24 protein-coding genes and 1 riboswitch are annotated in these 22,069 nt (G+C 64.3%); of the genes, 13 read left to right on the top strand and 11 right to left on the bottom strand.

The window, feature by feature from the left end; translation table 11 throughout:
* Nucleotides 1-89 precede the first annotated feature (89 nt).
* Nucleotides 90-755, top strand: coding sequence for a DsbA family oxidoreductase (locus AC0L3B_RS13320; protein ID WP_085349430.1), 666 nt, complete (start codon nt 90-92; stop codon nt 753-755).
* Between the two features lie 8 nt (nt 756-763).
* Here AC0L3B_RS13320 and AC0L3B_RS13325 read toward each other — a convergent pair whose 3' ends face one another.
* Nucleotides 764-1,927 (bottom strand): GNAT family N-acetyltransferase, encoded by a 1,164-nt coding sequence (locus AC0L3B_RS13325; protein WP_473380508.1) that lies wholly within the window; start codon nt 1,925-1,927, stop codon nt 764-766.
* A gap of 171 nt (nt 1,928-2,098) precedes the next feature.
* Here AC0L3B_RS13325 and AC0L3B_RS13330 point away from each other — a divergent pair, with 171 nt between their 5' ends.
* Entirely contained in the window at nt 2,099-2,527 is a 429-nt protein-coding gene (locus AC0L3B_RS13330; protein ID WP_085349429.1) for a YeeE/YedE family protein, read from the top strand.
* Between the two features lie 5 nt (nt 2,528-2,532).
* Entirely contained in the window at nt 2,533-3,000 is a 468-nt protein-coding gene (locus AC0L3B_RS13335; protein ID WP_473380509.1) for a DUF6691 family protein, read from the top strand.
* Between the two features lie 57 nt (nt 3,001-3,057).
* Here the strand turns inward: AC0L3B_RS13335 and AC0L3B_RS13340 are convergent, their stop codons facing one another.
* Nucleotides 3,058-3,387: a hypothetical protein gene (locus AC0L3B_RS13340; protein ID WP_018456387.1), complete on the bottom strand. Its 330-nt coding sequence runs from the start codon at nt 3,385-3,387 to the stop codon at nt 3,058-3,060.
* Nucleotides 3,388-3,496: 109 nt separating this feature from the next.
* Entirely contained in the window at nt 3,497-3,901 is a 405-nt protein-coding gene (locus AC0L3B_RS13345; RefSeq protein WP_018456386.1) for a hypothetical protein, read from the bottom strand.
* A 197-nt stretch (nt 3,902-4,098) separates the two neighbouring features.
* On the opposite strand from AC0L3B_RS13345, the gene AC0L3B_RS13350 reads away from it, so the two are divergent.
* Together AC0L3B_RS13350 and AC0L3B_RS13355 are read left to right on the top strand one after the other, a co-directional pair.
* Nucleotides 4,099-4,332: a hypothetical protein gene (locus AC0L3B_RS13350; protein WP_018456385.1), complete on the top strand. Its 234-nt coding sequence runs from the start codon at nt 4,099-4,101 to the stop codon at nt 4,330-4,332.
* A 33-nt stretch (nt 4,333-4,365) separates the two neighbouring features.
* A complete protein-coding gene (locus AC0L3B_RS13355) occupies nt 4,366-6,381 on the top strand; it encodes a pyrroloquinoline quinone-dependent dehydrogenase (RefSeq protein ID WP_473380625.1) in 2,016 nt (671 codons plus the stop codon).
* Nucleotides 6,382-6,427: 46 nt separating this feature from the next.
* Here the strand turns inward: AC0L3B_RS13355 and AC0L3B_RS13360 are convergent, their stop codons facing one another.
* Nucleotides 6,428-6,670, bottom strand: coding sequence for a PilZ domain-containing protein (locus AC0L3B_RS13360; protein WP_085384306.1), 243 nt, complete (start codon nt 6,668-6,670; stop codon nt 6,428-6,430).
* 178 nt (nt 6,671-6,848) lie between these two features.
* Here AC0L3B_RS13360 and AC0L3B_RS13365 point away from each other — a divergent pair, with 178 nt between their 5' ends.
* Entirely contained in the window at nt 6,849-7,142 is a 294-nt protein-coding gene (locus AC0L3B_RS13365; RefSeq protein WP_085384333.1) for an HdeA/HdeB family chaperone, read from the top strand.
* 116 nt (nt 7,143-7,258) lie between these two features.
* On the opposite strand, the gene AC0L3B_RS13370 is transcribed toward AC0L3B_RS13365, so the two are convergent.
* Entirely contained in the window at nt 7,259-7,723 is a 465-nt protein-coding gene (locus tag AC0L3B_RS13370) for a PaaI family thioesterase (protein ID WP_018456381.1), read from the bottom strand.
* 360 nt (nt 7,724-8,083) lie between these two features.
* Here AC0L3B_RS13370 and AC0L3B_RS13375 point away from each other — a divergent pair, with 360 nt between their 5' ends.
* Nucleotides 8,084-8,395, top strand: a complete 312-nt coding sequence (locus AC0L3B_RS13375) for a hypothetical protein (protein ID WP_085349428.1) — start codon at nt 8,084-8,086, stop codon at nt 8,393-8,395.
* A gap of 105 nt (nt 8,396-8,500) precedes the next feature.
* Complete coding sequence (locus tag AC0L3B_RS13380; RefSeq protein ID WP_085349380.1) at nt 8,501-8,755, top strand: hypothetical protein; 255 nt, start codon at nt 8,501-8,503, stop codon at nt 8,753-8,755.
* Nucleotides 8,756-8,764: 9 nt separating this feature from the next.
* Here AC0L3B_RS13380 and AC0L3B_RS13385 read toward each other — a convergent pair whose 3' ends face one another.
* Nucleotides 8,765-8,998 carry a DUF6894 family protein gene (locus AC0L3B_RS13385; RefSeq protein ID WP_018456379.1) on the bottom strand — a complete coding sequence of 78 codons (234 nt, stop codon included), beginning with the start codon at nt 8,996-8,998 and terminating at the stop codon, nt 8,765-8,767.
* 222 nt (nt 8,999-9,220) lie between these two features.
* Complete coding sequence (locus AC0L3B_RS13390) at nt 9,221-9,409, bottom strand: hypothetical protein (protein ID WP_473380510.1); 189 nt, start codon at nt 9,407-9,409, stop codon at nt 9,221-9,223.
* A gap of 298 nt (nt 9,410-9,707) precedes the next feature.
* On the opposite strand from AC0L3B_RS13390, the gene AC0L3B_RS13395 reads away from it, so the two are divergent.
* Entirely contained in the window at nt 9,708-9,965 is a 258-nt protein-coding gene (locus AC0L3B_RS13395) for a DUF2798 domain-containing protein (protein WP_018456377.1), read from the top strand.
* Nucleotides 9,966-10,604: 639 nt separating this feature from the next.
* Here the strand turns inward: AC0L3B_RS13395 and AC0L3B_RS13400 are convergent.
* Nucleotides 10,605-10,772: a hypothetical protein gene (locus AC0L3B_RS13400; protein WP_204511666.1), complete on the bottom strand. Its 168-nt coding sequence runs from the start codon at nt 10,770-10,772 to the stop codon at nt 10,605-10,607.
* 258 nt (nt 10,773-11,030) lie between these two features.
* Between AC0L3B_RS13400 and recA the strand changes: the two genes are divergently transcribed.
* From recA to AC0L3B_RS13415, 3 genes are all read left to right on the top strand, one after another.
* A complete protein-coding gene (recA, locus tag AC0L3B_RS13405) occupies nt 11,031-12,119 on the top strand; it encodes a recombinase RecA (RefSeq protein WP_026233157.1) in 1,089 nt (362 codons plus the stop codon).
* Between the two features lie 105 nt (nt 12,120-12,224).
* Entirely contained in the window at nt 12,225-13,211 is a 987-nt protein-coding gene (locus AC0L3B_RS13410; protein WP_473332434.1) for a hypothetical protein, read from the top strand.
* 9 nt (nt 13,212-13,220) lie between these two features.
* Entirely contained in the window at nt 13,221-14,213 is a 993-nt protein-coding gene (locus AC0L3B_RS13415; RefSeq protein ID WP_085396053.1) for a hypothetical protein, read from the top strand.
* A gap of 133 nt (nt 14,214-14,346) precedes the next feature.
* Here AC0L3B_RS13415 and gcvP read toward each other — a convergent pair whose 3' ends face one another.
* From gcvP to gcvT, 3 genes are all read right to left on the bottom strand, one after another.
* A complete protein-coding gene (gcvP, locus tag AC0L3B_RS13420) occupies nt 14,347-17,211 on the bottom strand; it encodes an aminomethyl-transferring glycine dehydrogenase (RefSeq protein ID WP_473380626.1) in 2,865 nt (954 codons plus the stop codon).
* Nucleotides 17,212-17,373: 162 nt separating this feature from the next.
* Nucleotides 17,374-17,742: a glycine cleavage system protein GcvH gene (gcvH, locus tag AC0L3B_RS13425; RefSeq protein WP_027567642.1), complete on the bottom strand. Its 369-nt coding sequence runs from the start codon at nt 17,740-17,742 to the stop codon at nt 17,374-17,376.
* Between the two features lie 11 nt (nt 17,743-17,753).
* Entirely contained in the window at nt 17,754-18,902 is a 1,149-nt protein-coding gene (gcvT, locus tag AC0L3B_RS13430; protein ID WP_247456835.1) for a glycine cleavage system aminomethyltransferase GcvT, read from the bottom strand.
* A 159-nt stretch (nt 18,903-19,061) separates the two neighbouring features.
* Nucleotides 19,062-19,151: riboswitch (glycine riboswitch) on the bottom strand.
* A gap of 222 nt (nt 19,152-19,373) precedes the next feature.
* On the opposite strand from gcvT, the gene alaS reads away from it, so the two are divergent.
* Nucleotides 19,374-22,067, top strand: coding sequence for an alanine--tRNA ligase (gene alaS, locus AC0L3B_RS13435; RefSeq protein ID WP_473332436.1), 2,694 nt, complete (start codon nt 19,374-19,376; stop codon nt 22,065-22,067).
* Nucleotides 22,068-22,069 lie beyond the last annotated feature (2 nt).

Consider the following 22,069-nt stretch of genomic DNA (forward strand, 5'->3'; position numbering starts at 1 on the left):
TCGTGAGCCATGCAGGACCGGTGCCTTGCGCCGCCTCCGGTTCGGTTTATCTTCCGACGAACCCGTACCGTCCGAAGGAGACGTCCGAGATGAGCACGTTGAAACCGCTTCAGATCGACGTCGTTTCCGACGTGGTGTGCCCCTGGTGCTATATCGGCAAGCACCGGATCGAGAGTGCGCTGGCGCTGGTGCCAGATGTTCCGGTCAAGCTCAATTTCCGTCCCTTCTTCCTCAATCCCTGGGTGCCGTCCGAGGGCATCAGCCGGGAGGAGTATCTCACCAAGAAGTTCGGCTCGGTCGAGGCCTACAAGGGCATTGCGGGACGCGTCGTTGCGGCCGCGGGCGAAGAGGGGCTCGTCTATCGGCCCGAGCTTGTCGCGCGTCAGCCCAACACCACCGACTGCCACCGCCTGATCCTCTGGGCCGAGGCGATCGGCAAGGCGCCCGAGATGAAGCAGCGCCTGATGGAGCTCTACTTCCGCGACGGCGGCGACCTCACCGATTTGAACGTGCTTGTGCAGGCGGCTGCCGATGTCGGCCTCGATGCCGACGACGTGCGCCGGCGCCTCGCCACCGACGAGGACGTCGCGCGCGTATCGGCGGACGCGCAGGAAGCCGCCGAGAAAGGCATCTCCGGCGTGCCGACCTACGTGTTCGCGCAAAAATACGCCGTCTCCGGCGCGCAGGATCCCAACATGCTCGCGCGCGCCATCCGCGAGGTCTCGGCGGAGATCAACGCCCAGGCGGCGGAGTAGGAGCCATCCTATTTACGAAGCAGGCGAACTGCGCGACGCGCCGCCGCGTAGGCGATGCCGTGCGCCGCGAGCGCTCCGTGAACCAGCGCCACGATGGGGTCGTTCCGCCGCAACGGTATCAGCACGTCGCCGACGGCGAAGCGCCCGCGCCAGATCGGATTGATCATGGGGTGATCGGCGCTCGCCGTGGAATCCGCGCTGGCGATGGCTGGATCGGCGCAGAGGCGGCGGGTGAGCTCGAGCGTGAGCTGCACGCCCGGCGAATATCTTGCAAAGCGCTCGTCGATGCCGAGCTTGAAGAAGAAAGCGCGATCCTGGTGGCGCAGCACGATGCCGGCGGCCACCGGCGTCGCGCCGGCGCGAAGGGTGACGATCTCGCATTGCGCGGTTTCTGCCAGCGCGGAAACGGCGCGGCGGATGAAGGTTGCATCGCCGGCATGCTGGACCAGCGCGGTTCCGCGCTTCCCCTTCCAGCCACTGGCTTCGAGCTGCAAAAATGTCTCGAGCGCCGGCCCGATCTCGTCGGGGCTGCGCGCGACGTCGAACACGATTGCGCCGTGTTCTTCGAGGCGATGCCGTTGGCGGCGTAGCTCCTTGAGCTTTTTGGTGCCGAGCGCGTCGCGTAGCAGCGTCTCACCGTCCTGGGTCGCGTCGAGGCTGGCGCGGATGTAGGAGTTGAGGAGGCGCGGCTTCAGGCCGTCGCGATTCAGAACCTGGCTGAGGGCGGTCATTGCCGCCCCATCGAGCGCGACATCGTTCAGCACGAGCGCATGCGCCCCGGTTGCGCGGGCCTGCTGCAACAGGCGCGCCGCTGCCTCGATCGGGGCATCGCGGTCGATCAGCGGGCTGCACAGCGTACCATAGGGATGCGCGCTCACCAGCGCGGGCAGGGGGATCTTCCATGCCCGCCAGAGCGAGATCACCGGCATCAGCCCGATCAGCCGCGATCCATCGTATGCGGAAAGCGCCGAGGCATCGGTGCGGCCGCACGCGGTTGCACTGACAGCGAGCTCCCAGCCCGGCAGGTAATATCCGTTCGGCTCGATCGCGCGCTGCGCGAGTGCGCGCCACTGGCCAGGTTCAATCGCCGTGAGCGGGACGCGCGCGCGCGCCGTCGCGGCATGCTTTGCCGATGCCGGATTGATCGCAGCCTGGTGCGCGATATCGACCACGTCCCGTCGTCCCCGTTCAGGAGGCCATGCTTAGCGCAAAGATTGGAAAATACAGTTGGGACACCGCCTCAATTCGAGTGGTAATATTAACGTTTCGTTGAGCATCCGGCCGCGAGCCGGCCGGATGCGCCGATGGATACGCCAGAATTGCTCTCGACCCGGAGGATCATCATGGTCGCCACATCTTTTACGCCGATTGCGTCGCTCCTTGGCGGCGCGTTGATCGGCCTGTCCGCCGTGCTGCTGATGTGGACGACGGGACGGATCGCCGGGGTCAGCGGTATCGCGGCGCGGCTGTTTCCGCCTTACGAGGATCGGCAATTCGCCGGCCGGCTCGCCTTCGTCGCGGGCCTTATCGTCGCGCCCGTTCTGGTGCGCCTTGTCACGGGAGGCCTGCCGGCGCAAACGATCGGCGCCGGAACGCCGCTTCTGATCGTCGCGGGATTGCTCACCGGCTTCGGCGCGGTGTGGGGCAGCGGCTGCACCTCGGGCCACGGCGTCTGTGGCTTGTCGCGGTTGTCGGCGCGATCGCTGGTCGCGACCATGACCTTCATGGCGGCCGGCATGGCGACCGTATTCGTGATGCGGCACTGGAGCTGACCGCGATGACAATCCTCATTCAATTCGGGATCGGTGTGGTCTTTGGGCTTGGCCTCATCGTCTCAGGTATGTCGAACCCGGCAAAGGTCCTGAATTTCCTGGACATTGGCGGCATCCCGGCAGGAACGTGGGACGCGAGCCTGGCCTTGGTGATGGCTGGCGCGGTCGCGGTGACCTTCATTGGCTTCAGCCGCGTCTTGAAACTCGCAAGGCCTGTCTTCGCCGACCGCTTCTATGTCCCAACGCGAAACGATATCGATCCGAGAATTATCGCCGGTCCCGCCATCTTCGGTATCGGCTGGGGCCTCGTAGGCTTTTGTCCAGGCCCGGCATTGACCGCGCTCGGATTTGGCTCGGCCTCCGCCTTCATCTTCGTCGTCGCGATGTGTGCCGGCATGGTGCTCGCCCGCTTCATCGCGCAGCTCTCGTCGGCAACGCGTATTGTCACGCCGGGAAAACCGCTCGAGATCTGACATGGACAGGACCGGGCGAGTTATCTCGTCCGGTCCTGCATTTCATGGCTTCATCGACTACCAGCGATCGCCGACACCAACGCCAACACTGACGCCGGGTGCGCGGATGCCGACGCCGCCGCGCGGACCATCGTCCCAGTCGCGATAGGTGCGGCGCTCATAGTAGCGGTCACGCGGCATCGTCGCGTAGGAGTCGCGCACGATCACACGCGAGCCGCCGCGGGTGCGATAGCAATTGCCGGAATCGTCGCAGACCAGCCGCACTTGCTGGACGAGATCGGGGCTGGTGTATTCGCTGGTCGTATAGACGTCGGCGGCCTTCGCGCCGCTCACCGCTGCCAAGGCTCCGACGCCAGCCAGCAACGCAATCGTGAATGTCCTCATCATGTCCTCCTCGAAACTGCCCTCGGCGGTAACAAGAAGGGGAGGCCATGATCGTTCCGGCAAAATTACAGGTTTTTCCCGGAACCGGATCGGACGTCGGCTTGATCCGTTCCTAGATCGGCTCGTAGCTTTCCGATCCGCAGATGTCGTCCGCTTCGGCGCGGCGGCGATCGACCACCTTTCCGCCTGATATGGTCACGATGTAGGTCTGTGGCCCGAGCGGCGATCCGGTCGCCGAGGTGAGCTGCGCGCGGACGCAAGCTGTCCAGCCCGGTCCTCGTACCTCACGATGGGGTGTGGCGACATGCACCTCACGCGGATAGGACGTGCTGAGGAAGACGACTTCGATCTGCTCGCGCACGACGCGTTTGACGTCGGGGGGCGATTCGGGCGGCGGCTGCTCGGCCTCCTTCATGCGCATGAACTCGGGCACCGGTGCGCGGCTGTCGGCAAACCCGCAGGCCCCGAGCGCGAGCGCGCTGGCCAGCAGCGCGGCATGAGCAATAATCCGTAACATCCGTGAAGGTCCCCTGCGGGCCAAAACATAGGCACGAATGCGATCCGACGAAGACCCGGCCGATCAAAATTTGCTGAAGCCAGAATTCCTTGGAGCCAGGATTCTTGGAGAAGATTTCCTGAAGCCCTGGAGCCCGCGGCATTGGCTATTCCATAATTGCCGGCTAGTTTGTACCCCGGACGAGGGGGATTGCGCCCATGAGGATTTTGGTCATAGCGGCCGCCGTGCTTGCGCTGGCGGTTGCCTCCGCGCAGGCGCAGATGGGCGGTGGCAGGCGTCAGCCTAACGAGGGCGGCCAGAAGGCGGACAACAAGCCCAAGGTAGACGAGAAGGCCTACAAGGCCGCACTCGAGCGCATTCCCGAGTCCAAGGAGAAGTACGATCCGTGGAGCGGGGCGCGTCCGCCTGAACCTGGCAAGAAGCCGAAATAAGTGAGGCGGGCCTTGGCGACCCGCTCCTGCTATTTGGCCGCTCTCATCACGCTCCTCTTGTTTTCGTCGCGGCCAGGCATCGCCTGGGAGAGCTGGGGTGGCGATCCCGGTGGCTCGCGCTTCTCGCCATTGCGAGAGATCACGCCCGACAATGTCGGCAACCTGGTTCGGGCCTTCGAATTCCACACGGGCGATCTCGCGGCGCGGCCGCCCGGGGTGATGCGGCGAACCAAATTCCAGGCGACGCCGCTGTTCGTCGAGGACAGCCTGGTCTTCTGCTCGCCTTTCAACGAGGTGATCGCGCTCGATCCCGGTACGGGCGCGCAGAATTGGCGTTACGATCCCAGGATCGCGATGAACCAGCGTCCCGCCAACCGCTACGTCTGCCGCGGCGTCACTTACTGGATCGACGATGAGGCGCCTGTAGATGCGGCATGTCGATCGCGTATCTTCATGGGCACCAACGATGTTCGCCTGATCGCGCTCGATGCGAAGACGGGAATCCCCTGTGCCGGCTTCGGCGAGGGCGGTGAGGTCAGGCCCGACATTGGCATGAAGCTGGAATGGCCCGGCGAATTCCAGATCACCTCGCCGCCGGCGGTCGGCCGCGGGGTCGTCGTGGTCGGCTCCGCGATTGGCGACAACCGCCGCGTCGACGCGCCGAGCGGTGTGGTGCGTGCGTTCGATGCGCGTAGCGGTCAGCCGCGCTGGACGTTCGAGCCGCTCAAGCGCGACGGCATCGAAGCCGGTCACGCCAATGTCTGGGCGCCGATGTCGGTCGACGCGGTGCGCGGACTGGTATTCCTGCCGACGTCCTCGCCGTCGCCGGATTTCTGGGGCGGCAAGCGGCCGGGCAACAACGAACATGCCAATTCGGTGGTCGCGCTGCGCATCGAGACGGGCGAGCTCGTATGGGCATTCCAAACCGTGCATCACGACGTCTGGGATTACGATCTGCCGGCGCAACCGACGCTCACGCGCATCGACACCGGCGATGGTCAGCGCGATGTCGTGATCCAGCCGACCAAGCAAGGCTTTGTCTTCGTGCTCGATCGCGACACCGGCAAGCCGGTATGGGCGGTCGAGGAGCGCAGCGTCCCGCAGGGGGCCGCGGAAGGCGAACGGCTGTCGCCCACGCAGCCATTCCCGACGCATGTGCCGCCTCTGATGTCACAAAAAATCTCGACTGAGGATGCGCTCTCGCTCATTCCTAGCCTGCGTCGCTCAGCTTGCGAGAAGGAGTTTGCGGAGGCACGCAACGAGGGCCTGTACACGCCCCCCTCAACCCAAGGCACGCTGGAGTTTCCGTTCACCGGCGGCGGCGTCAACTGGGGAAGTGCGGCCTTCGACCCCGTCAACCAGGTCCTTTATGCCAACACCAGCCGGGCCGTTCATCTCATCAAGCTGATTCCGCGGGCGGAGGCGGCCGGGTTCGATCCTCCGCCCGGTCATGATTTCGGCCAGCAGACGGGTGCGCCGTTTGCGATGTCGCGTGCGGTGGCAATGTCGCCGCTCGGGCTTCTTTGCAACAAGCCGCCCTGGGGCGAGATGGTCGCGGTCGATCTGAAGGCCGGCAAGATCCTCTGGCGTTCGACGGTCGGCACCACCGAGGATCTCGCCCCGCTCGGCGTGCCGCTGCCGTGGGGTGCGCCGCTCGTCAACGGGCTCGCGGTCACGGCAGGCGGGCTCGTCTTCACCGGAGCGATGGACGCCTATTTGCGCGCCTTCGATGCGCGCAGCGGCAGGGAGCTGTGGCAGGGTCGGCTGCCCGTGCCCGGCGTCGCCAATCCCATGACCTATCTCTGGAAGGGCGAGCAGTATGTCGCGATCGGCGCCGGCGGCCACTCCGAGGCAGGCACCTCGATCGGCGACAGCTTCGTTGCGTTTCGCCTGGCACGGCCGGGCGAGGGGCCGTCGCTGTGGTCGCGTACGATCGATCGCCCCGGTGGACGATTTTTTGCGGCATCATCGGCGATCGCGCTCGCGATCGTCGCGCTCGTGGTTGCAAGCCTGCGCTGGCGTCGCCGACGTCGTGTCGCGCGAACATGACGCAGCGTCGCGCGCGCGATGCGAATGATCGTTCACATCGTATGCACTACTGTACGAAAGCGAGGCCGATGCGCCTGTCGCTACGCCAGACAGGGCGGCATTTCCGCACGAAATTGTCGCGCGCGATCGCGAGCGTGAACGATTGCGGCAATGTGACGAGGGCATCGAGGTCGATTGCGGCGCCGTCCGCCGACATGTTTCGCACCGTGCACGTGATGCCGCTGTTTTCAAAGGTGATCTTTCCACCCTTGAAAACACGGTGACGCTGCGCAGCACGCTTCTCGATCATCCGCGTTAATCCATAATGATCTTTGTGAAGTAGTGCATAGAAATTACGTTGAACTAAACTCAATACTGGCGCTACTTGCAGAGCGCTTCAGATTTCGTTTACGACGTCGAAGCGGAAGTCACTCCGCGGATTTCCCCAAGCCGTTCCTTTGTGGCGCTACGCGCCGATGGAGATATTGATGAAGACCACGTTTTCGCTTCTGTTCGCCGCAGCGCTCTCGCTCTCGTCCATGCCCGCCCACGCCACCAAGCTCGATCTCGCGACCATGAGCTGCAAGCAGTTCCTGGAGAGCGGCGACGACACCATCAAGATGGTGCTGACCTGGATGGACGGCTGGTACAAGGGCGACGAAGAGAATGCGATCATCGACACCAACGTATTCGTCGAGAACGCCAAGCAGTTCGGCAGCTATTGCGGAAAAAATCCCAACGTCAGCATTGTCACCGCGGCTGACGAAGTGCTCGGCAAGTAATTTCTGCCGCGTGTCGGCACGAGCGCGATCACAACCGCGCTTCCCGTCTCGACATGACGCCATTGAGAGCCGCGGTGCGCTTTGCGCTCACGCGGCTTTCTTCTTTCGGATGATGCTCATCCCGGCAGCATCGCGAACGCACTCGACACCATCGCCACCGGCTTGTTGTCGGTGGCCGAGAGCAGCGTGACCCGGCCAAAGCTCATGGTGCGTCCGAGTCGCACCACGCGGGCGTCGGCCAGTACGTCCGACGAGGAGACGGCGCGCATGAAATGCGTGGTCTGGTCGACCGTCGTCATCGGACGATAGCCGCGGTTGGCGGCGAGGTTCGCGATCACCATCGCGGTGTCGGCGAGCGCCATCAGCGCCTGGCCGCAGACCACACCACCGTTGCGGCACAGCCGCTCCGAGAACGGCATGCGCAGGAGCGCTGCCGGCTGCCAGTCCGGCACGTCCGGCGGCGGCAGGTGATCGATGCGCTCGACCGACAGGTTGAGATCCTGGACCCAGGGCGCAAAGACTTCGCCGAGGATGCGTCGGGCCTCACTGATGCCGAACTCGGCTTCTGGCTGCGATGGCATTGCTGTCGTTCCCTCCTGTATTGCCGGATGTTCGGCATTTCGAGCGGACCGGCGCGGCAAAGTCGCCGGTCTGCCGCGGGTCCCGTCGGCTTGAAAATGCCTGACTTCGCCCGGTATGATGCCATGGAGTGGGTATGGGTGGGTGATGTTGCGTAGGTATGTCCTCGTGTTTTGTCTGGCCGGGCTCGGCCTGTTGCTGAACGGGTGCACCAAGTGCGGCCCGATCTGGGACGACTGGCTCCACGCGCCGAAATCGTGCAGATCGGACCGGCTCTAGCGGGCCGAGCGGCCCCTGCGGTTGTGGCAGGGGTGACAAGGCGCGGGCGACCCGCGCCGCCATGGATGATCAAGGAGTCAATGATGAAGCTTTTCCGTATGGCCGCGGTGCTGGCTGTTCTGGCGGGACCGACCGTGCTGGCGGGACCGGCTTATGCGCAAATGCCCAATCTCAATTTGCTGCAGGAGGGGCCTGGCAAGACCCCCGAGGAGAAGGCCGCGGAGGCCGAGCGTGACAGGGCCTACAAGGAAACGCTGAAGAAGATTCCAGACTCCAAGGCGTCCAACGATCCCTGGGGTGGCATGCGCTCCGACCCGCCGAAGGCGTCGGCGGCGCCAAAGGCGTCGGCCGCAACCGGTGCGCCGAAGAAGAAGTCCGGCACGACTGCCAATTGACCTTCCGCCCGATCGGCGGCGGTTGATGCCTCCGGCCGGGACTCCTCTTTGATCGGCCTGCTTCCTACATTGCGCGGGAGTGTATCGCGTCGAGGAGAGCAGAACATGGCCGATCGTCCGCGGGATCTCGCCGAGCGGATGGCGCGCCGGCGCAAGATGGGCGGCAAGCCCGGCCCGAGGGCCGGCGACGGCTATCTGCGCGAGACCTTCACGCTGCCGCGCGCGGCGGCACGGGAGAGGGCGCAGGCTTTCTTCGCCCGCTACCCCAAGGCCGGCTATATGAGCGCGGTCGAGACCTGGCGCGAGCTGCCCGGAGGCGACATTGAATTCACGATGCGGCGGCTGCCCAGCGCGGATTAGGGCCGGCCCCTATTCGAAGGTTTCGGATGTGATGCGGATCCGGAACACGGGCTCCTTGGCCTCGTCCAGCAGCTCCATGTTCCATTCGGAATTTTCCTGGAGCTTGCGGGCGATGCCGGCGGCCATGTCGGCGCAGACGCTTGTCATCTCCTTCCAGGCCAAATCGCGATCGGCAAATTCCGACGCCTGGTCGGCACAGCCGGAATAGCGGCCGTTCCGGATTCGAAAGAAGTAGAGCGGCATGGTTCGCACCGATCGCGCCTGATGGCTCCGTCCCTCGGCCATAATCGCGGGCAGTCCAATCCCAAACCAGCGGCAGATCAATTCCGGGCGGCTACGGAATAGCCCCATGGGCGCGGCTTGCGCCCTGCAAGCCATGCTGCGCTCCGCAAGTCATGCTGCGCTCAAGTCATGGCGGCTGCGGCGCGCCGGGGCGCATGCCGCCGACGATCTCGGCCCGGCCGTTCAGGCGGTTTTGCGCCCGATCGCCTTCAGCTCCCGATCGATGCGCAGCTGCACCCGTCGGATCGCCAAGAGATCGATCTTGGTCTCGGTCCTGCCGGTCCTGATCTGCTCGCCGATGCGGAACTGCCACTGCCAGATGCCGGGAATTGCCGTCTTGGCGACGGTGAACTCGATGCCCCTGTGATTCATGGCCATCTCCCACGATTCACTTCCATCACTGAGAACATACTGGGCGGCATAATATTCCAAGGGAAAGCCAAACCTGTCGTTAAGCCCCGGATCGCTCACGGCTATCGCGCAAACGCACGTGCTCCGGAACATACGAAATCGAAATTCGAAAGACGTCGGCCGCGCGCGTCGGCGCGAGACCTCATGCCCGTGGTTCTCCGGCCAAGAACAGAGTTCCGAGAATGGGTAAGGGCGCCTTCCGGAACGCGGCGGCATGTGCCTTGCTTGGCCCGATGCGGCTAAGCAACATGGACGCGTCATGCCGGGCATTCCCCGCCGCTATTCTCATTTCGTGTTCGGAATCATCCAGTCCGGACTGACCTCGCTGATCGCCGCGGGCATCGCCAGCTTTCCCGCAGGGAACGCGCTGGACTTCCTGGCGCACTGGATGGTGTCGTGGCTGATCGCATGGGCGGCGATGCTGCCGATCGTGCTGCTCGCAGCGCCGGCGATCCGCGCCTTCTCGCTGCGGCTGACGCAGGAGGAGGGCGGTTCGCAAACCGGCCGGCCGGCATGAAAATCGGAATGAAAAAACCCCCGCTTGGGAGAACCAAGCGGGGAGAAGGTTATTGGAGGCTGAGGTGCTGGGCTGCAACACCATAGCCGGGCGACCCTAGCCGGTTCAGCTTACGACAGCCTGACAAGGCGCAATGATGGCAGCAAAAGCCGGAGCGCGGGGGCCGCAGACTGGCCCCGCACCGGTCCCAATTTCGACATCCGTTCGCACAACTCAGGACACAACCGCAGGCGAGATTTCGCGGCGACGGTGCTGCCATAGGGGAAAACGTGGCGTGCCGGCAACGGGGTGGCATCATGGACAACGTAGAGCGGTCATTCGCCGCCGCGACGGCGGCTGGCTTCGTCGTGCTGGTAATCGGCATCGGGTTGCTGGTTCTGCTGTAGGCGCTGTTGGGTGCGGAAGATGGCTCCGAGGGTGGAAAGGCCCGTGCGCGCCTTTCAAAAACGCGAAAACAACCCCATGCACAGTAGCGTGCCTACAAATTTCCCCACCCAATCAATGGCTTACTGGTAGTATTTGGATACCATATCGGCTCAGATTCGCCTTTCACGGCCATCCGAATCCCGATTCCCGTGCCGATTCCCTGAGATCAACGGGCGGCCGCTCCGGCACCGTCGCCAGCGCAGTCCCAGCGGCCTAATGAACCTTGATCGCGTCCAGCGGCAAGCGGAGTTCGGCGGCACGCTCTTCGCGGTCTTTCTTGCGGAACTCGTTTTCCTTACGCTCGAACTTGCTCAGCTCCTCCCGCGCCGCCTCCAGCAGCGGAGTGCGCCGGGTCGTATCGTGATGCGTGTTGTTCGTCATGACTGAAGTCCCCAGAGTTGCGGTCTCGTCCAAGAGCTATCCAGGAGAAGGCCGCAGACCGCGAAAGGTTCGGTGCCGGACGATTGCGGAATTCTGACGGCGCACAGCGCATCCGTCTTTGATGCGCGTCAGGCAGCCAAAATCGCAAAAGAACATATTGCGAACCTAGAACAAATAGGGTACATTGTTTTTATCGCCGCGCCACCTCGCCAATCGTTTGTCCCTCACGCGAATCCTCGTCATAAGGAGCACGACCCGATGTCCACCACTGCCCTGCGTATCGTCGAAGGATCCTCCATGGACAAGAGTAAAGCTCTCGCCGCCGCGCTCTCCCAGATCGAGCGTCAGTTCGGCAAGGGCTCGGTGATGAAGCTTGGCAAGAACGACCGTTCGATGGATGTCGAGGCGGTCTCTTCGGGCTCGTTGGGGCTTGATATCGCGCTCGGGATCGGCGGCCTGCCGAAGGGGCGCGTCGTGGAGATCTACGGGCCGGAATCCTCGGGCAAGACCACGCTGGCGCTGCACACGGTGGCGGAAGGGCAGAAGAAGGGCGGCATCTGCGCCTTCATCGACGCCGAGCACGCGCTCGACCCGGTCTATGCGCGCAAGCTGGGCGTCAATATCGACGAGCTCCTGATCTCCCAGCCGGACACCGGCGAGCAGGCGCTGGAAATCTGCGACACGCTGGTGCGCTCCGGCGCGGTCGACGTGCTGGTGATCGATTCGGTCGCGGCGCTGGTGCCGAAGGCCGAGCTCGAGGGCGAGATGGGCGATGCGCTGCCGGGTCTGCAGGCGCGTCTGATGAGCCAGGCGCTGCGCAAGCTGACGGCGTCCATCAACAAGTCCAATACGATGGTGATCTTCATCAACCAGATCCGCATGAAGATCGGCGTGATGTACGGCTCGCCGGAAACCACCACCGGCGGCAACGCGCTGAAATTCTATGCTTCCGTCCGCCTCGACATCCGCCGCATCGGCGCGATCAAGGAGCGTGACGAAGTGGTCGGCAACACCACGCGCGTCAAGGTCGTCAAGAACAAGCTGGCGCCGCCGTTCAAGCAGGTCGAGTTCGACATCATGTACGGCGAGGGCGTCTCCAAGATGGGCGAGATCCTCGATCTCGGCGTCAAAGCCGGCATCGTCGAAAAATCCGGCGCCTGGTTCTCCTACGACAGCCAGCGTCTTGGCCAGGGCCGCGAGAATTCGAAAGCGTTCCTGAAGGCCAACCCCGACATCACCGCCAAGATCGAGACCTCGATCCGCCAGAACTCCGGCCTGATCGCCGAGCAGATTCTCGCCGGCAGCCCCGAGCGTGACGCCGACGGCGAGGAGCCGGCGGACGAGTAAGCTTCAGCAGTAAAGTTTTTCGCGAGGAGCGGGCGCTGAGGACGTTGAGTTGCCGACGTCTTCGGCGCCTGTTTCGTTTAGGATCGGTCGTGCTCGGGGGGCGCGATGAAGCGGTTGATCTTGACCAGTTCGTCCGGGAGCGAGCTCGCACGATCGGGGTTGGCGGAGCTTGTCATCTCATCCTCGTTTCACTTTGGTTGGGGACCGCTGCCCTCACCCGAGAAGCTCGCAGCCTATTTCGCGGCGCGTTCGGCGAATCTCGGGCCGGGTGATCATTGGTCCGATTGGGGCATCCGCTGGCCCAAGGGTATCAAGGACCGCAAAGACTTGTCCCTGGCAGACTTCTGCGAGCGATATGACGTCGTTGAACTTTGGTTCGACCCAGCTCCCCGGGATCAATTGCAGCTCGTCTGCCTGCTGGACCACCTCAGCTCCTGCTCCTCGCTGGTGCCAAAGCTTCGACTTCGACTTGTGTCATCCGAGCTGACGACAGCACACGGTGAGGATCTCGCTGCGTCCGAGCCGCACATCCATGTCGTGCCTGTTAGGGCCCAGGAGTTCGAGACTGCCCGGTTGGCGTGGTCGGCCTACCGTGCGATGACCCCTGAGGCGTGCGTCGATCTCCTTCACCAGGATCTCAGTGCATTGCTGATGCTGCGCCCGGCCTTGCTCGATCTCTTGGCAGAACTGCCGTCGCCTTTCACGGGTCTCGGTGCGACCGAGATGCGATTTCTGGAGCTCCTTGCCAGAGGGTTTGCAAACACGAATGCGTTGTTTCACCTGCGCTCGCAACGGCGCACATATGTGTTCGGAGAATTTGAGTTGGGTTCGTTGCTCGAGGGGCTCGCGCTCGGCCCCAAGCCCGTAGTGGCCGGGTTGGGCGACGAACTGCGCACGATCGATCGCGAAAATTTAAGAGCTCGGCACGAGGTCTATCTCCGCAGCCGGTTGTCGTTGACCGAGTTCGGCAGGGCCGTCCTGGCCCATCAGGAAGATTTCAGTCGCCACAATCCGATCGACCGCTGGTGGGGCGGCACGCACCTGACCAATGATCGGCTGTGGCGTTACGGTAATGTTTTGACGAAGCCTTGAGGCCACGGCATGACGCGGCTCATTGTCACGACCGACTCGTCCATCGCCGGCGCTATTCAACAGGCGGGCCTTGCCGACCTCGTGATTGCCATCGAGCGCCGGCTGGTCTGGGGACCGTTGCCAGCCGATGCAGAGCTGGACGCATTCTTTGCGCCGCGTACGACACAGCCCCGCGGGCTTCACTGGCTCGACGATACGCCGTCCTGGCGTCTCGAGGAATCAGGCGTGAAGGATCGAGGACTGATTGAACTGCTCGCGGAATATGACACGGTCGAGTTTTGGCGAGGGCCGGAGCCAAATGCGCAATTGATCCTGCTCTGGCTGCTCGATCATTGGGGCCGCCAACACGATGCAAATCCCGACTTTGTCGTGCGCTCCCTGTTCTTGGGTGTCAGGGATGTCGACCCACCGCGAAGCGAACTCTACCCGCCGGCTGTTGCGATCACACCTCGTCAACTCAAATCGGCCAAGCGTGCATGGCGGGCCTATCGCGCGCCGACCCCGCAAAGTTGGAGGGATCTCTTCAAGACCAATTTGAGCTGTTTGCCACAACTCGCCCCTCACGTGAGGGCTCTGCTCAACGAACTTCCGCGTCCCGCCTCAGGCCTTGGAGCCACGGAAGCGCGGATACTCCAGCTCATCGCGCGAGGCGGCATGCAGCCTTTCGATGTCTTTCCGGGCCATCAGAAGTGCAACGGGCTGGATGTGTATGGTTATTGGGAAGTTGGAGCGCTGCTTGACGGCCTTGCGCGGTGCGAGAGGCCGGCCGTGTCGGGACTGGATCAAGGTCCGTTTTCGCTAGAGATGCACGACGATTCAAGTCAGTTCGATCGGTACGAGCGGTCGCAATTGACGCTGACCGAGTTCGGAAAGGCGGTGTTGGGAGGCGACCAGGATTTTCGCCGGCACAACCGGATTGATCGCTGGTGGGGCGGCACTCACCTGACCAACGAGCGACTCTGGCGGTGGGACCCCGAGACCCGCTCGTTGGTTGCGCCCTAAATGCGTGTTCCGTGCCGGAGGGTGGGTTAGCGAAGTGTAGCCCACCTCTTCCATTTCGCCAGAGACAGAAGTGGTGGGTTACGCCAGCGACTGCGCTTCGCGCAGCCGGTGGCTAACCCACCCTACAAAACGGTTACTCCGCCGCCTCCGCGTAATCGCTCACCGGCGGGCAGGAGCACACCAGGTTGCGGTCGCCATAGACGTTGTCCACGCGCCCGACCGGGGACCAATATTTGTCGGTTCGTGAGGTGCCCGCGGGGAAGCAACCCTCGGCGCGGGTGTAGGCGCGCTTCCAATCGTCGTCCGCGATGTCATGCACGGTGTGCGGGGCATGACGCAGCGGCGACGCCTCGATCCTGAAGCGGCCAGCCTCGACCTCGGCGATCTCCTTCCGAATGGCGATCATGGCATCGCAGAAACGATCGAGCTCCGCCCTGGATTCCGATTCGGTCGGCTCGATCATCAGCGTGCCCGGCACCGGGAAGCTCATGGTCGGCGCGTGGAAGCCGTAATCGATCAGGCGCTTGGCGATGTCGTCGACGGTGACGCCTGAGGTCGTCTTCAGCGCGCGGGGGTCGACGATGCACTCATGCGCGACGCGGCCTTTCTCGTTCTTGTAGAGCACCGGGAAATGCGCATCGAGCCTTGCAGCCACGTAGTTGGCGTTGAGGATCGCGATCTCGGTGGCGCGCTTGAGGCCTTCGCCGCCCATCATCAGGATGTAGATGTAGGAGATGGTGAGGATCGAAGCCGAGCCGAACGGCGCGGCCGAGACCGGCCCCACAGGCGCTTTCCCATCCGTCGCCGGATGACCGGGCAGGAACGGCTTGAGGTGCGCCTTGACGCCGATCGGGCCCATGCCCGGGCCGCCGCCGCCATGCGGGATGCAGAAGGTCTTGTGCAGGTTGAGATGGCTGACATCGGCGCCGTAATCGCCGGGCCTGCTAAGGCCGACCTGCGCGTTGAGGTTGGCGCCGTCGAGATAGACCTGTCCGCCATGGCCATGCACGATCTCGCAGATCTCGCGGATGTGCTCCTCGAACACGCCATGGGTCGAGGGATAGGTGATCATGACCGCGGCGAGGTCGTTCGAATACTTCTCGGCCTTGGCGCGGAGATCATTGACGTCGACGTCGCCGTTCTTCTCGCAGGCGACCACCACCACGTCCATGCCGACCATCGCGGCCGAGGCCGGGTTGGTGCCGTGCGCGGAGGAGGGGATCAGGCAGATCTTGCGATGCGTCTCGCCACGCGCCGCGTGATAGCCGCGGATCGCGAGCAGCCCGGCATATTCGCCTTGCGCGCCCGAGTTCGGCTGCAGCGAGATCGCGTCATAGCCGGTGATGTCGCACAGCCATTTTTCCAGCCGCGCGAACAGCGCGTAGTAGCCCTTCGCCTGCTCAGGCGGGGCGAACGGATGCAGGCTGCCGAATTCCGGCCAGGTCAGCGGCATCATCTCGGTGGTCGCGTTCAGCTTCATGGTGCACGAGCCGAGCGGGATCATCGCGCGGTCGAGCGCGAGGTCGCGGTCGCTGAGCTTGCGCATGTAGCGCAGCATCTCGGTTTCCGAGCGATGCGCGTGGAAGACGGGGTGGGTGAGGAAAGAGGTCGCACGCTTGAGCGTCTCCGGCAGCGCCTCGCGCGTGGTGGCGTCGATCTCGGCGTATGCAAGCTGCCCGCCGAAGGCGCGCCAGACTGCTTCCACCGTTGCGGGCGTGGTGGTCTCGTCGAGCGCGATCCGCAATGCAGTTTCGCCAGCGCCGAGATTGATCTTCTCGGCCGCCGCGCGCGCCACGACTTCGGTACGCTTCGCCCCTGCATCCACGCTGAGCGTGTCGAAGAAACTGTCGGACTGCAGCGCAAAGCCGAGCTTGCGCAGGCCGGCCGCCAGCACCGCGGCGCGGCGATGCACATTGCGCGCGATCTGCGAAAGGCCTTCGGGGCCGTGATAGACTGCATACATCGAGGCGATCACGGCGAGCAGCACCTGCGCGGTGCAGATGTTGGAGGTCGCCTTCTCGCGGCGGATGTGCTGCTCGCGGGTCTGCAGCGCGAGACGGTAGGCCGGCATTCCGCGCGAATCCACGGAGAGGCCGACGATGCGGCCGGGCAGCGAGCGCTTGAGCGCATCGCGCACCGCCATATAGGCCGCGTGCGGCCCGCCATAACCCATCGGCACGCCAAAACGTTGCGCCGAGCCGATGGCGATGTCCGCGCCGAGCTCGCCGGGCGAGGCGAGCAGTGTCAGCGCCAGCAGATCGGCGGCGATGATCGCGAGTGCGCCCTTGGCCTTCAGGCTGGCGATCGCGGGCCTGAGGTCGCGCACAGCGCCTGAACTGCCCGGGTATTGCAGCAGTGCACCAAGCACGTCGGTCTTGTCGAGATCGGTGAGGGGATCGCCCACGACCAGGGTCCAGCCCAGCGGCTCCGCGCGGGTGCGCATCACGGCGAGCGTCTGCGGATGCACGTCCTTGTCGACGAAGAAGGCCTTTGCTTCGACCCGTGAGTGCCGCTCCGCGAGCGCCATCGCTTCGGCGGCAGCGGTAGCCTCGTCGAGCAGCGAGGCGTTGGCGACGTCGAGCCCGGTGAGGTCGCAGATCATGGTCTGGAAGTTGAGCAGCGCCTCGAGCCGGCCCTGGCTGATTTCAGGCTGGTAGGGCGTGTAGGCCGTGTACCAGGCCGGGTTCTCCAAAATGTTGCGCTGGATTACCGCGGGCAGGATCGTGCCGGAATAGCCTTGGCCGATCAGCGAGGTGAAGACCTGGTTCTGGGCGGCGAGTTCGCCCATATGCGCGATCGCTTCGGTCTCGCTGAGCGGCTTGCCGAGATCGAGTGGGACGGCCTGCCGGATCGAGGCCGGCAGCGTCTGCGCCATCAGCGTATCGACGCTGTTCGCGCCGACGGCCTCGAGCATCGCGGTGACGTCGCGCGCGGAGGGGCCGATGTGGCGGCGAACGAAGCTGGTGGTGTCGCCGTTGGATTTGCGGTGCGCGGTCATCATGGGTCCTCGCTTCAGATGTTCTTGTCGCCGTCATGCCCCGCGAAGGCGGGGCATCCAGTAAACGCAGCCGCTTCGGCTAGGGCCGATTGGCCGCGGCGTACTGGATCGTCCGCCTTCGCGGACGATGACACCGAATATGAGGTCAGAGTTCGCATCATCTCACGCCGTGTGGGCCTTGTAGGCGGCTTCGTCCATCAGACCGCCGAGCTCGCTCTTGTCGGCAATCTTGATCTTGAAGAACCAGGCCGCGCCTTGCGCATCCGAGTTCACCAGTGCGGGCTCGGCGGCGAGCGCGGCGTTGGTCTCGAGCACTTCGCCCGTCACCGGCGCGTAGACGTCCGATGCGGCCTTCACCGATTCCACGACCGCGGCGGGTTCGGCCTTCTTCAGCGTGCGGCCGAGCTTGGGCAATTCGACGAACACGACGTCGCCAAGCTGCGATTGCGCGTAGTCGGTGATGCCGACGGTGGCGACATCGCCGTCGATCGCGAGCCATTCGTGGTCGGAGGTGTACAGCGTCGTGGTCATTTTCTCGGTCCTCAGCGTTTGTAGGTGTTTTTCACGAAGGGCATGGCGGCGATTTGCACGGCCAGGCGCTGGCCGCGCACCTCGGCGAAGAGTTTTGTGTCGATCGCGCTCGATGCGGTGGGCACATAGCCCATCGCGACCGGCGCATTCAGGCTCGGGCTGAAACCGCCCGAGGTGACCTTTCCGATCGGCTCGGCGGAGGTCGCATCCGCAAACAGCAGCGCGCCTTCGCGCACCGGCGCGCGGCCCTCGGTGCGCAGGCCGACGCGGCGGCGGGATGCGCCATGGTCGAAATGGGCGAGAATCTTTGCCGCGCCGGGGAAGCCCCCGGCACGCGCGCCGCCGGTGCGGCGGCTCTTCTGCACCGACCATTCCAGTGCGGCCTCGACCGGCGTGGTCGCGGTGTCGATGTCGTGGCCGTAAAGACAAAGCCCGGCCTCGAGCCGCAGGCTGTCACGGGCGCCGAGCCCGATCGGCATGACGTCAGGATTGTCCAGCAGGGCCTTGGCGAGCCGTTCGGCATCGCCGGCAGGAACCGAAATCTCGAAGCCGTCCTCGCCGGTATAGCCGGAGCGCGAGACGAAGCAGTCGAGGCCGGCGACCTTGTGCGGACCGGAATCCATGAATTTCATGGCGGGTGCTTCTGCACACAATTTCGTCAGCGCCGATTCCGCCTTCGGCCCCTGCAGCGCGATCAGCGCGCGGTCGGCAAGCGAATCGATCATGCAGTCGTCCGAGAGATTCGCGCGCAGATGCGCCTCGTCCTCGGCCTTGCAGGCGGCGTTGACGACCAGGAAGAGGTGATCGCCGAAATTGGCGACCATCAGATCGTCCAGAATCCCGCCCTCGGCATTGGTGAACTGGGCGTAGCGCTGCCGGCCCGGCGCGATCGCCAAGATATCCTGCGGCACCAGTCCTTCCAGCGCGCGGGCGGCGTCCTCGACCTTGCCGGATTTCGGCCTGAGTGCGATCTGGCCCATGTGGGAGACATCGAACAGGCCGGCTGCGTTGCGGGTATGAAGGTGTTCCTTCAGGACTCCGGCCGGATATTGCACGGGCATGTCATAGCCCGCGAACGGCACCATCTTGCCGCCGAGCGAGACATGCAGGTCGTAAAGGGGGGTGCGTTTCAGGGAGTCTTTGTCGTCGCGCGCAAGCATCGGGGGGCCCTCGGCGGTTCCCCGGGAACGATTTCCCGTGGACACCAGTCGAAGCCCCATCTGTCGCTGTGCCTGAGAGTATTATCCCGTCGGCGGACGCTGTCCGAACCTACCCTTTAAAAGGTCTTGGCCCGTCGGCGCCTCTTTCCAGATGCTGTCAAAGCCACGCGGTCCTTTTGCCTGAGAGTTTCCGGGGCGGTTGCTCCTTCGGCGCCGGCTACCAGTGCCGGTCTCTCCCGACGTGGCCGTACGATACAGATAGGTAAAGACCACAGGCCGGCCAAGCCTGTCAACGCGGCATCGGCGGCTTTCCAACGGATTACGCGACTGCGGCAACGCCTTGATCTGGCTGCACAGTTTCTGGACAGCCAAGCTGGCCTTGTCTAAAAGCGCATTGGCCCGCAGATATCAGCCCAAACTTGCGGTTTGGGTGGCTGGAAGGCGGGTGCAAGCACACCCGATTGGATGAACATGAGCGGCGTCAACGAGATCAGGTCGACCTTTCTGAATTTCTTTGCCGAGAACGGCCACGAGATCGTGTCGTCCTCGCCATTGGTGCCGCGCAACGATCCGACGTTGATGTTCACCAATGCCGGCATGGTGCAGTTCAAGAACGTCTTCACCGGCGTCGAGAAGCGGCCCTATCAGCGCGCCACCACCTCGCAGAAATGCGTGCGCGCCGGCGGCAAGCACAATGACCTCGACAATGTCGGCTACACCGCGCGCCATCTCACCTTCTTCGAGATGCTCGGCAACTTCTCCTTCGGCGACTATTTCAAGGAGCACGCGATCGAGCTGGCCTGGACGCTGATCACGAAGGAATTCGGGCTCAAGAAAGACAAGCTGCTCGTCACGGTCTACCACACCGACGACGAGGCGGCCGGGCTGTGGAAGAAGATCGCGGGCTTCTCCGAGGACCGCATCATCCGCATCCCGACCTCGGACAATTTCTGGGCGATGGGCGACACCGGGCCGTGCGGGCCGTGCTCGGAGATCTTCATCGATCGCGGCGAGCACATCTGGGGCGGGCCTCCGGGCTCGCCTGAGGAGGATGGCGATCGCTTCCTCGAATTCTGGAATCTCGTCTTCATGCAGTACGAGCAGGTGACGAAGGAGGAGCGCGTGGCGCTGCCGCGTCCCTCGATCGACACCGGCATGGGGCTGGAGCGCATGGCCTGCATCATGCAGGGCGTCGACAGCGTGTTCGAGACCGACCTGTTCCGTCATTTGATCGACGCGACGGCGTCTGCTCTCGGAAGCGGACCGGACGAGAAGACCGTGGCCTCGTTCCGCGTCATCGCCGACCATCTGCGTTCGTCGGCCTTCCTCGTCGCCGACGGCGTGCTGCCCTCGAACGAGGGCCGCGGCTATGTGCTGCGCCGGATCATGCGCCGCGCGATGCGCCATGCGCAGCTGCTCGGTGCGCAAGAGCCGCTGATGCATCGCCTGGTCTGGGCGCTGGTGCGCGAGATGGGCCAGGCCTATCCGGATTTGATGCGCGCGGAAAATTTGATCGAGGAAACGCTGCGGCTGGAAGAGACCCGCTTCCGCAAGACGCTGACGCGCGGCCTCGCCATTCTCGACGAGAAGAGCGCGTCCTTGAAGAAGGGCGACATGTTCGACGGCGACGTCGCCTTCACACTGTACGACACCTACGGCTTCCCGCTCGATTTGACGCAGGACGCACTGAAGTCGCGCGGCATCAGCGTCGACCAGGCCTCCTTCACCGATGCGATGGAGCGTCAGAAGGCCAAGGCGCGCGAATCCTGGAAGGGGTCTGGCGAAGCGGCTTCCGAGGCGATCTGGTTCCCGCTGCGTGAGAAGCTGGGCGCAACCGAATTCCTGGGCTACGAGACCGAGAGCGCTGAAGGCGTGGTCACTGCGCTGGTCAAGGACGGCAAGGAAGCCACGAGCCTCAAGGCCGGCGAGCTAGGGGCGATCGTGCTGAACCAGACGCCGTTCTACGCGGAGTCCGGCGGCCAGGTCGGTGACACCGGCGTATTGACCGGCGAGGGCGGCATCAAGTTCCGCGTCACCGACACTCAGAAGAAGCTCGGTGATTTCTTCGTTCACGTCGGCACATTGGAGAGCGGCGAGCTGAAGCTCGGCACCGCGCTGCAGCTCGAAGTGGATCACGGCAGGCGCTTTTCGATCCGCGCGCATCATTCGGCGACCCATCTCATCCACGAGGCGCTGCGCCAGGTGCTCGGCGACCATATCGCCCAGCGCGGCTCGATGGTTGCGCCGGATCGGCTGCGTTTCGACTTCGTGCATCCGAAGCCGATCACGGCGGAGGAGCTCGCGCGCGTCGAGGACATCGCCAACGAGGTGGTGCTGGAGAATGACGAAGTCTCGACCCGCGTCATGGGCGTGGACGAGGCCCGTGAGGCCGGCGCACGCGCCCTGTTCGGCGAGAAATATGGCGACGAGGTTCGCGTCGTCTCGATGGGCCGGACCGCGCGCGAGCGCGGCGCCAACGCACTCGGCTGGTCGGTCGAACTTTGCGGCGGCACGCATGTCAGGCGGACCGGCGACATCGGGCTGATCACGCTGACGGGCGAGAGCGCGGTCGCCTCCGGCGTGCGCCGCATCGAGGCTTTAACCGGCAACTACGCGCGAAAACACGCCAACGACACCATGGCGCTGGCGAAGACCGCGGCCCACGAGCTGCGCACCTCGATCGACGACGTCCCGGCGCGCATTGCCGCTCTGATGGAGGAGCGCAAGAAGCTCGAGCGCGAACTCTCCGACGCCCGCAAGAAGCTGGCGATGGGCGGCGGTGCAGCTTCGAGCAACGGCGCGGCCTCAGGTGTGCGCGAAGTCGGCGACGTCAAGCTGATGGCGCGCGCGGTCGAGGGCATCGAGATGAAGGATCTCAAGAGCCTTGCCGACGACGGCAAGAAGCAGATCGGCTCCGGCGTCGTCGCTATCGTCGGCGTCACCGAGGATGGCAAGGCCGGCGTCGTGGTCGGCGTCACCGCGGACCTCACTTCGCGTTTCAATGCGGTCAATCTGGTGAAGGTCGCCTCCGAAGCGCTCGGCGGCAAGGGCGGCGGCGGGCGGCCCGACATGGCGCAGGCCGGCGGCCCTGATGGCGCCAATGCGCCCGCGGCGCTCACGGCTATCGAAAAAGCCATGGCTGAACAAAAATCGGCCGGCGCGTAGGC

This window comes from Bradyrhizobium sp. Kon56, assembly GCF_055807635.1.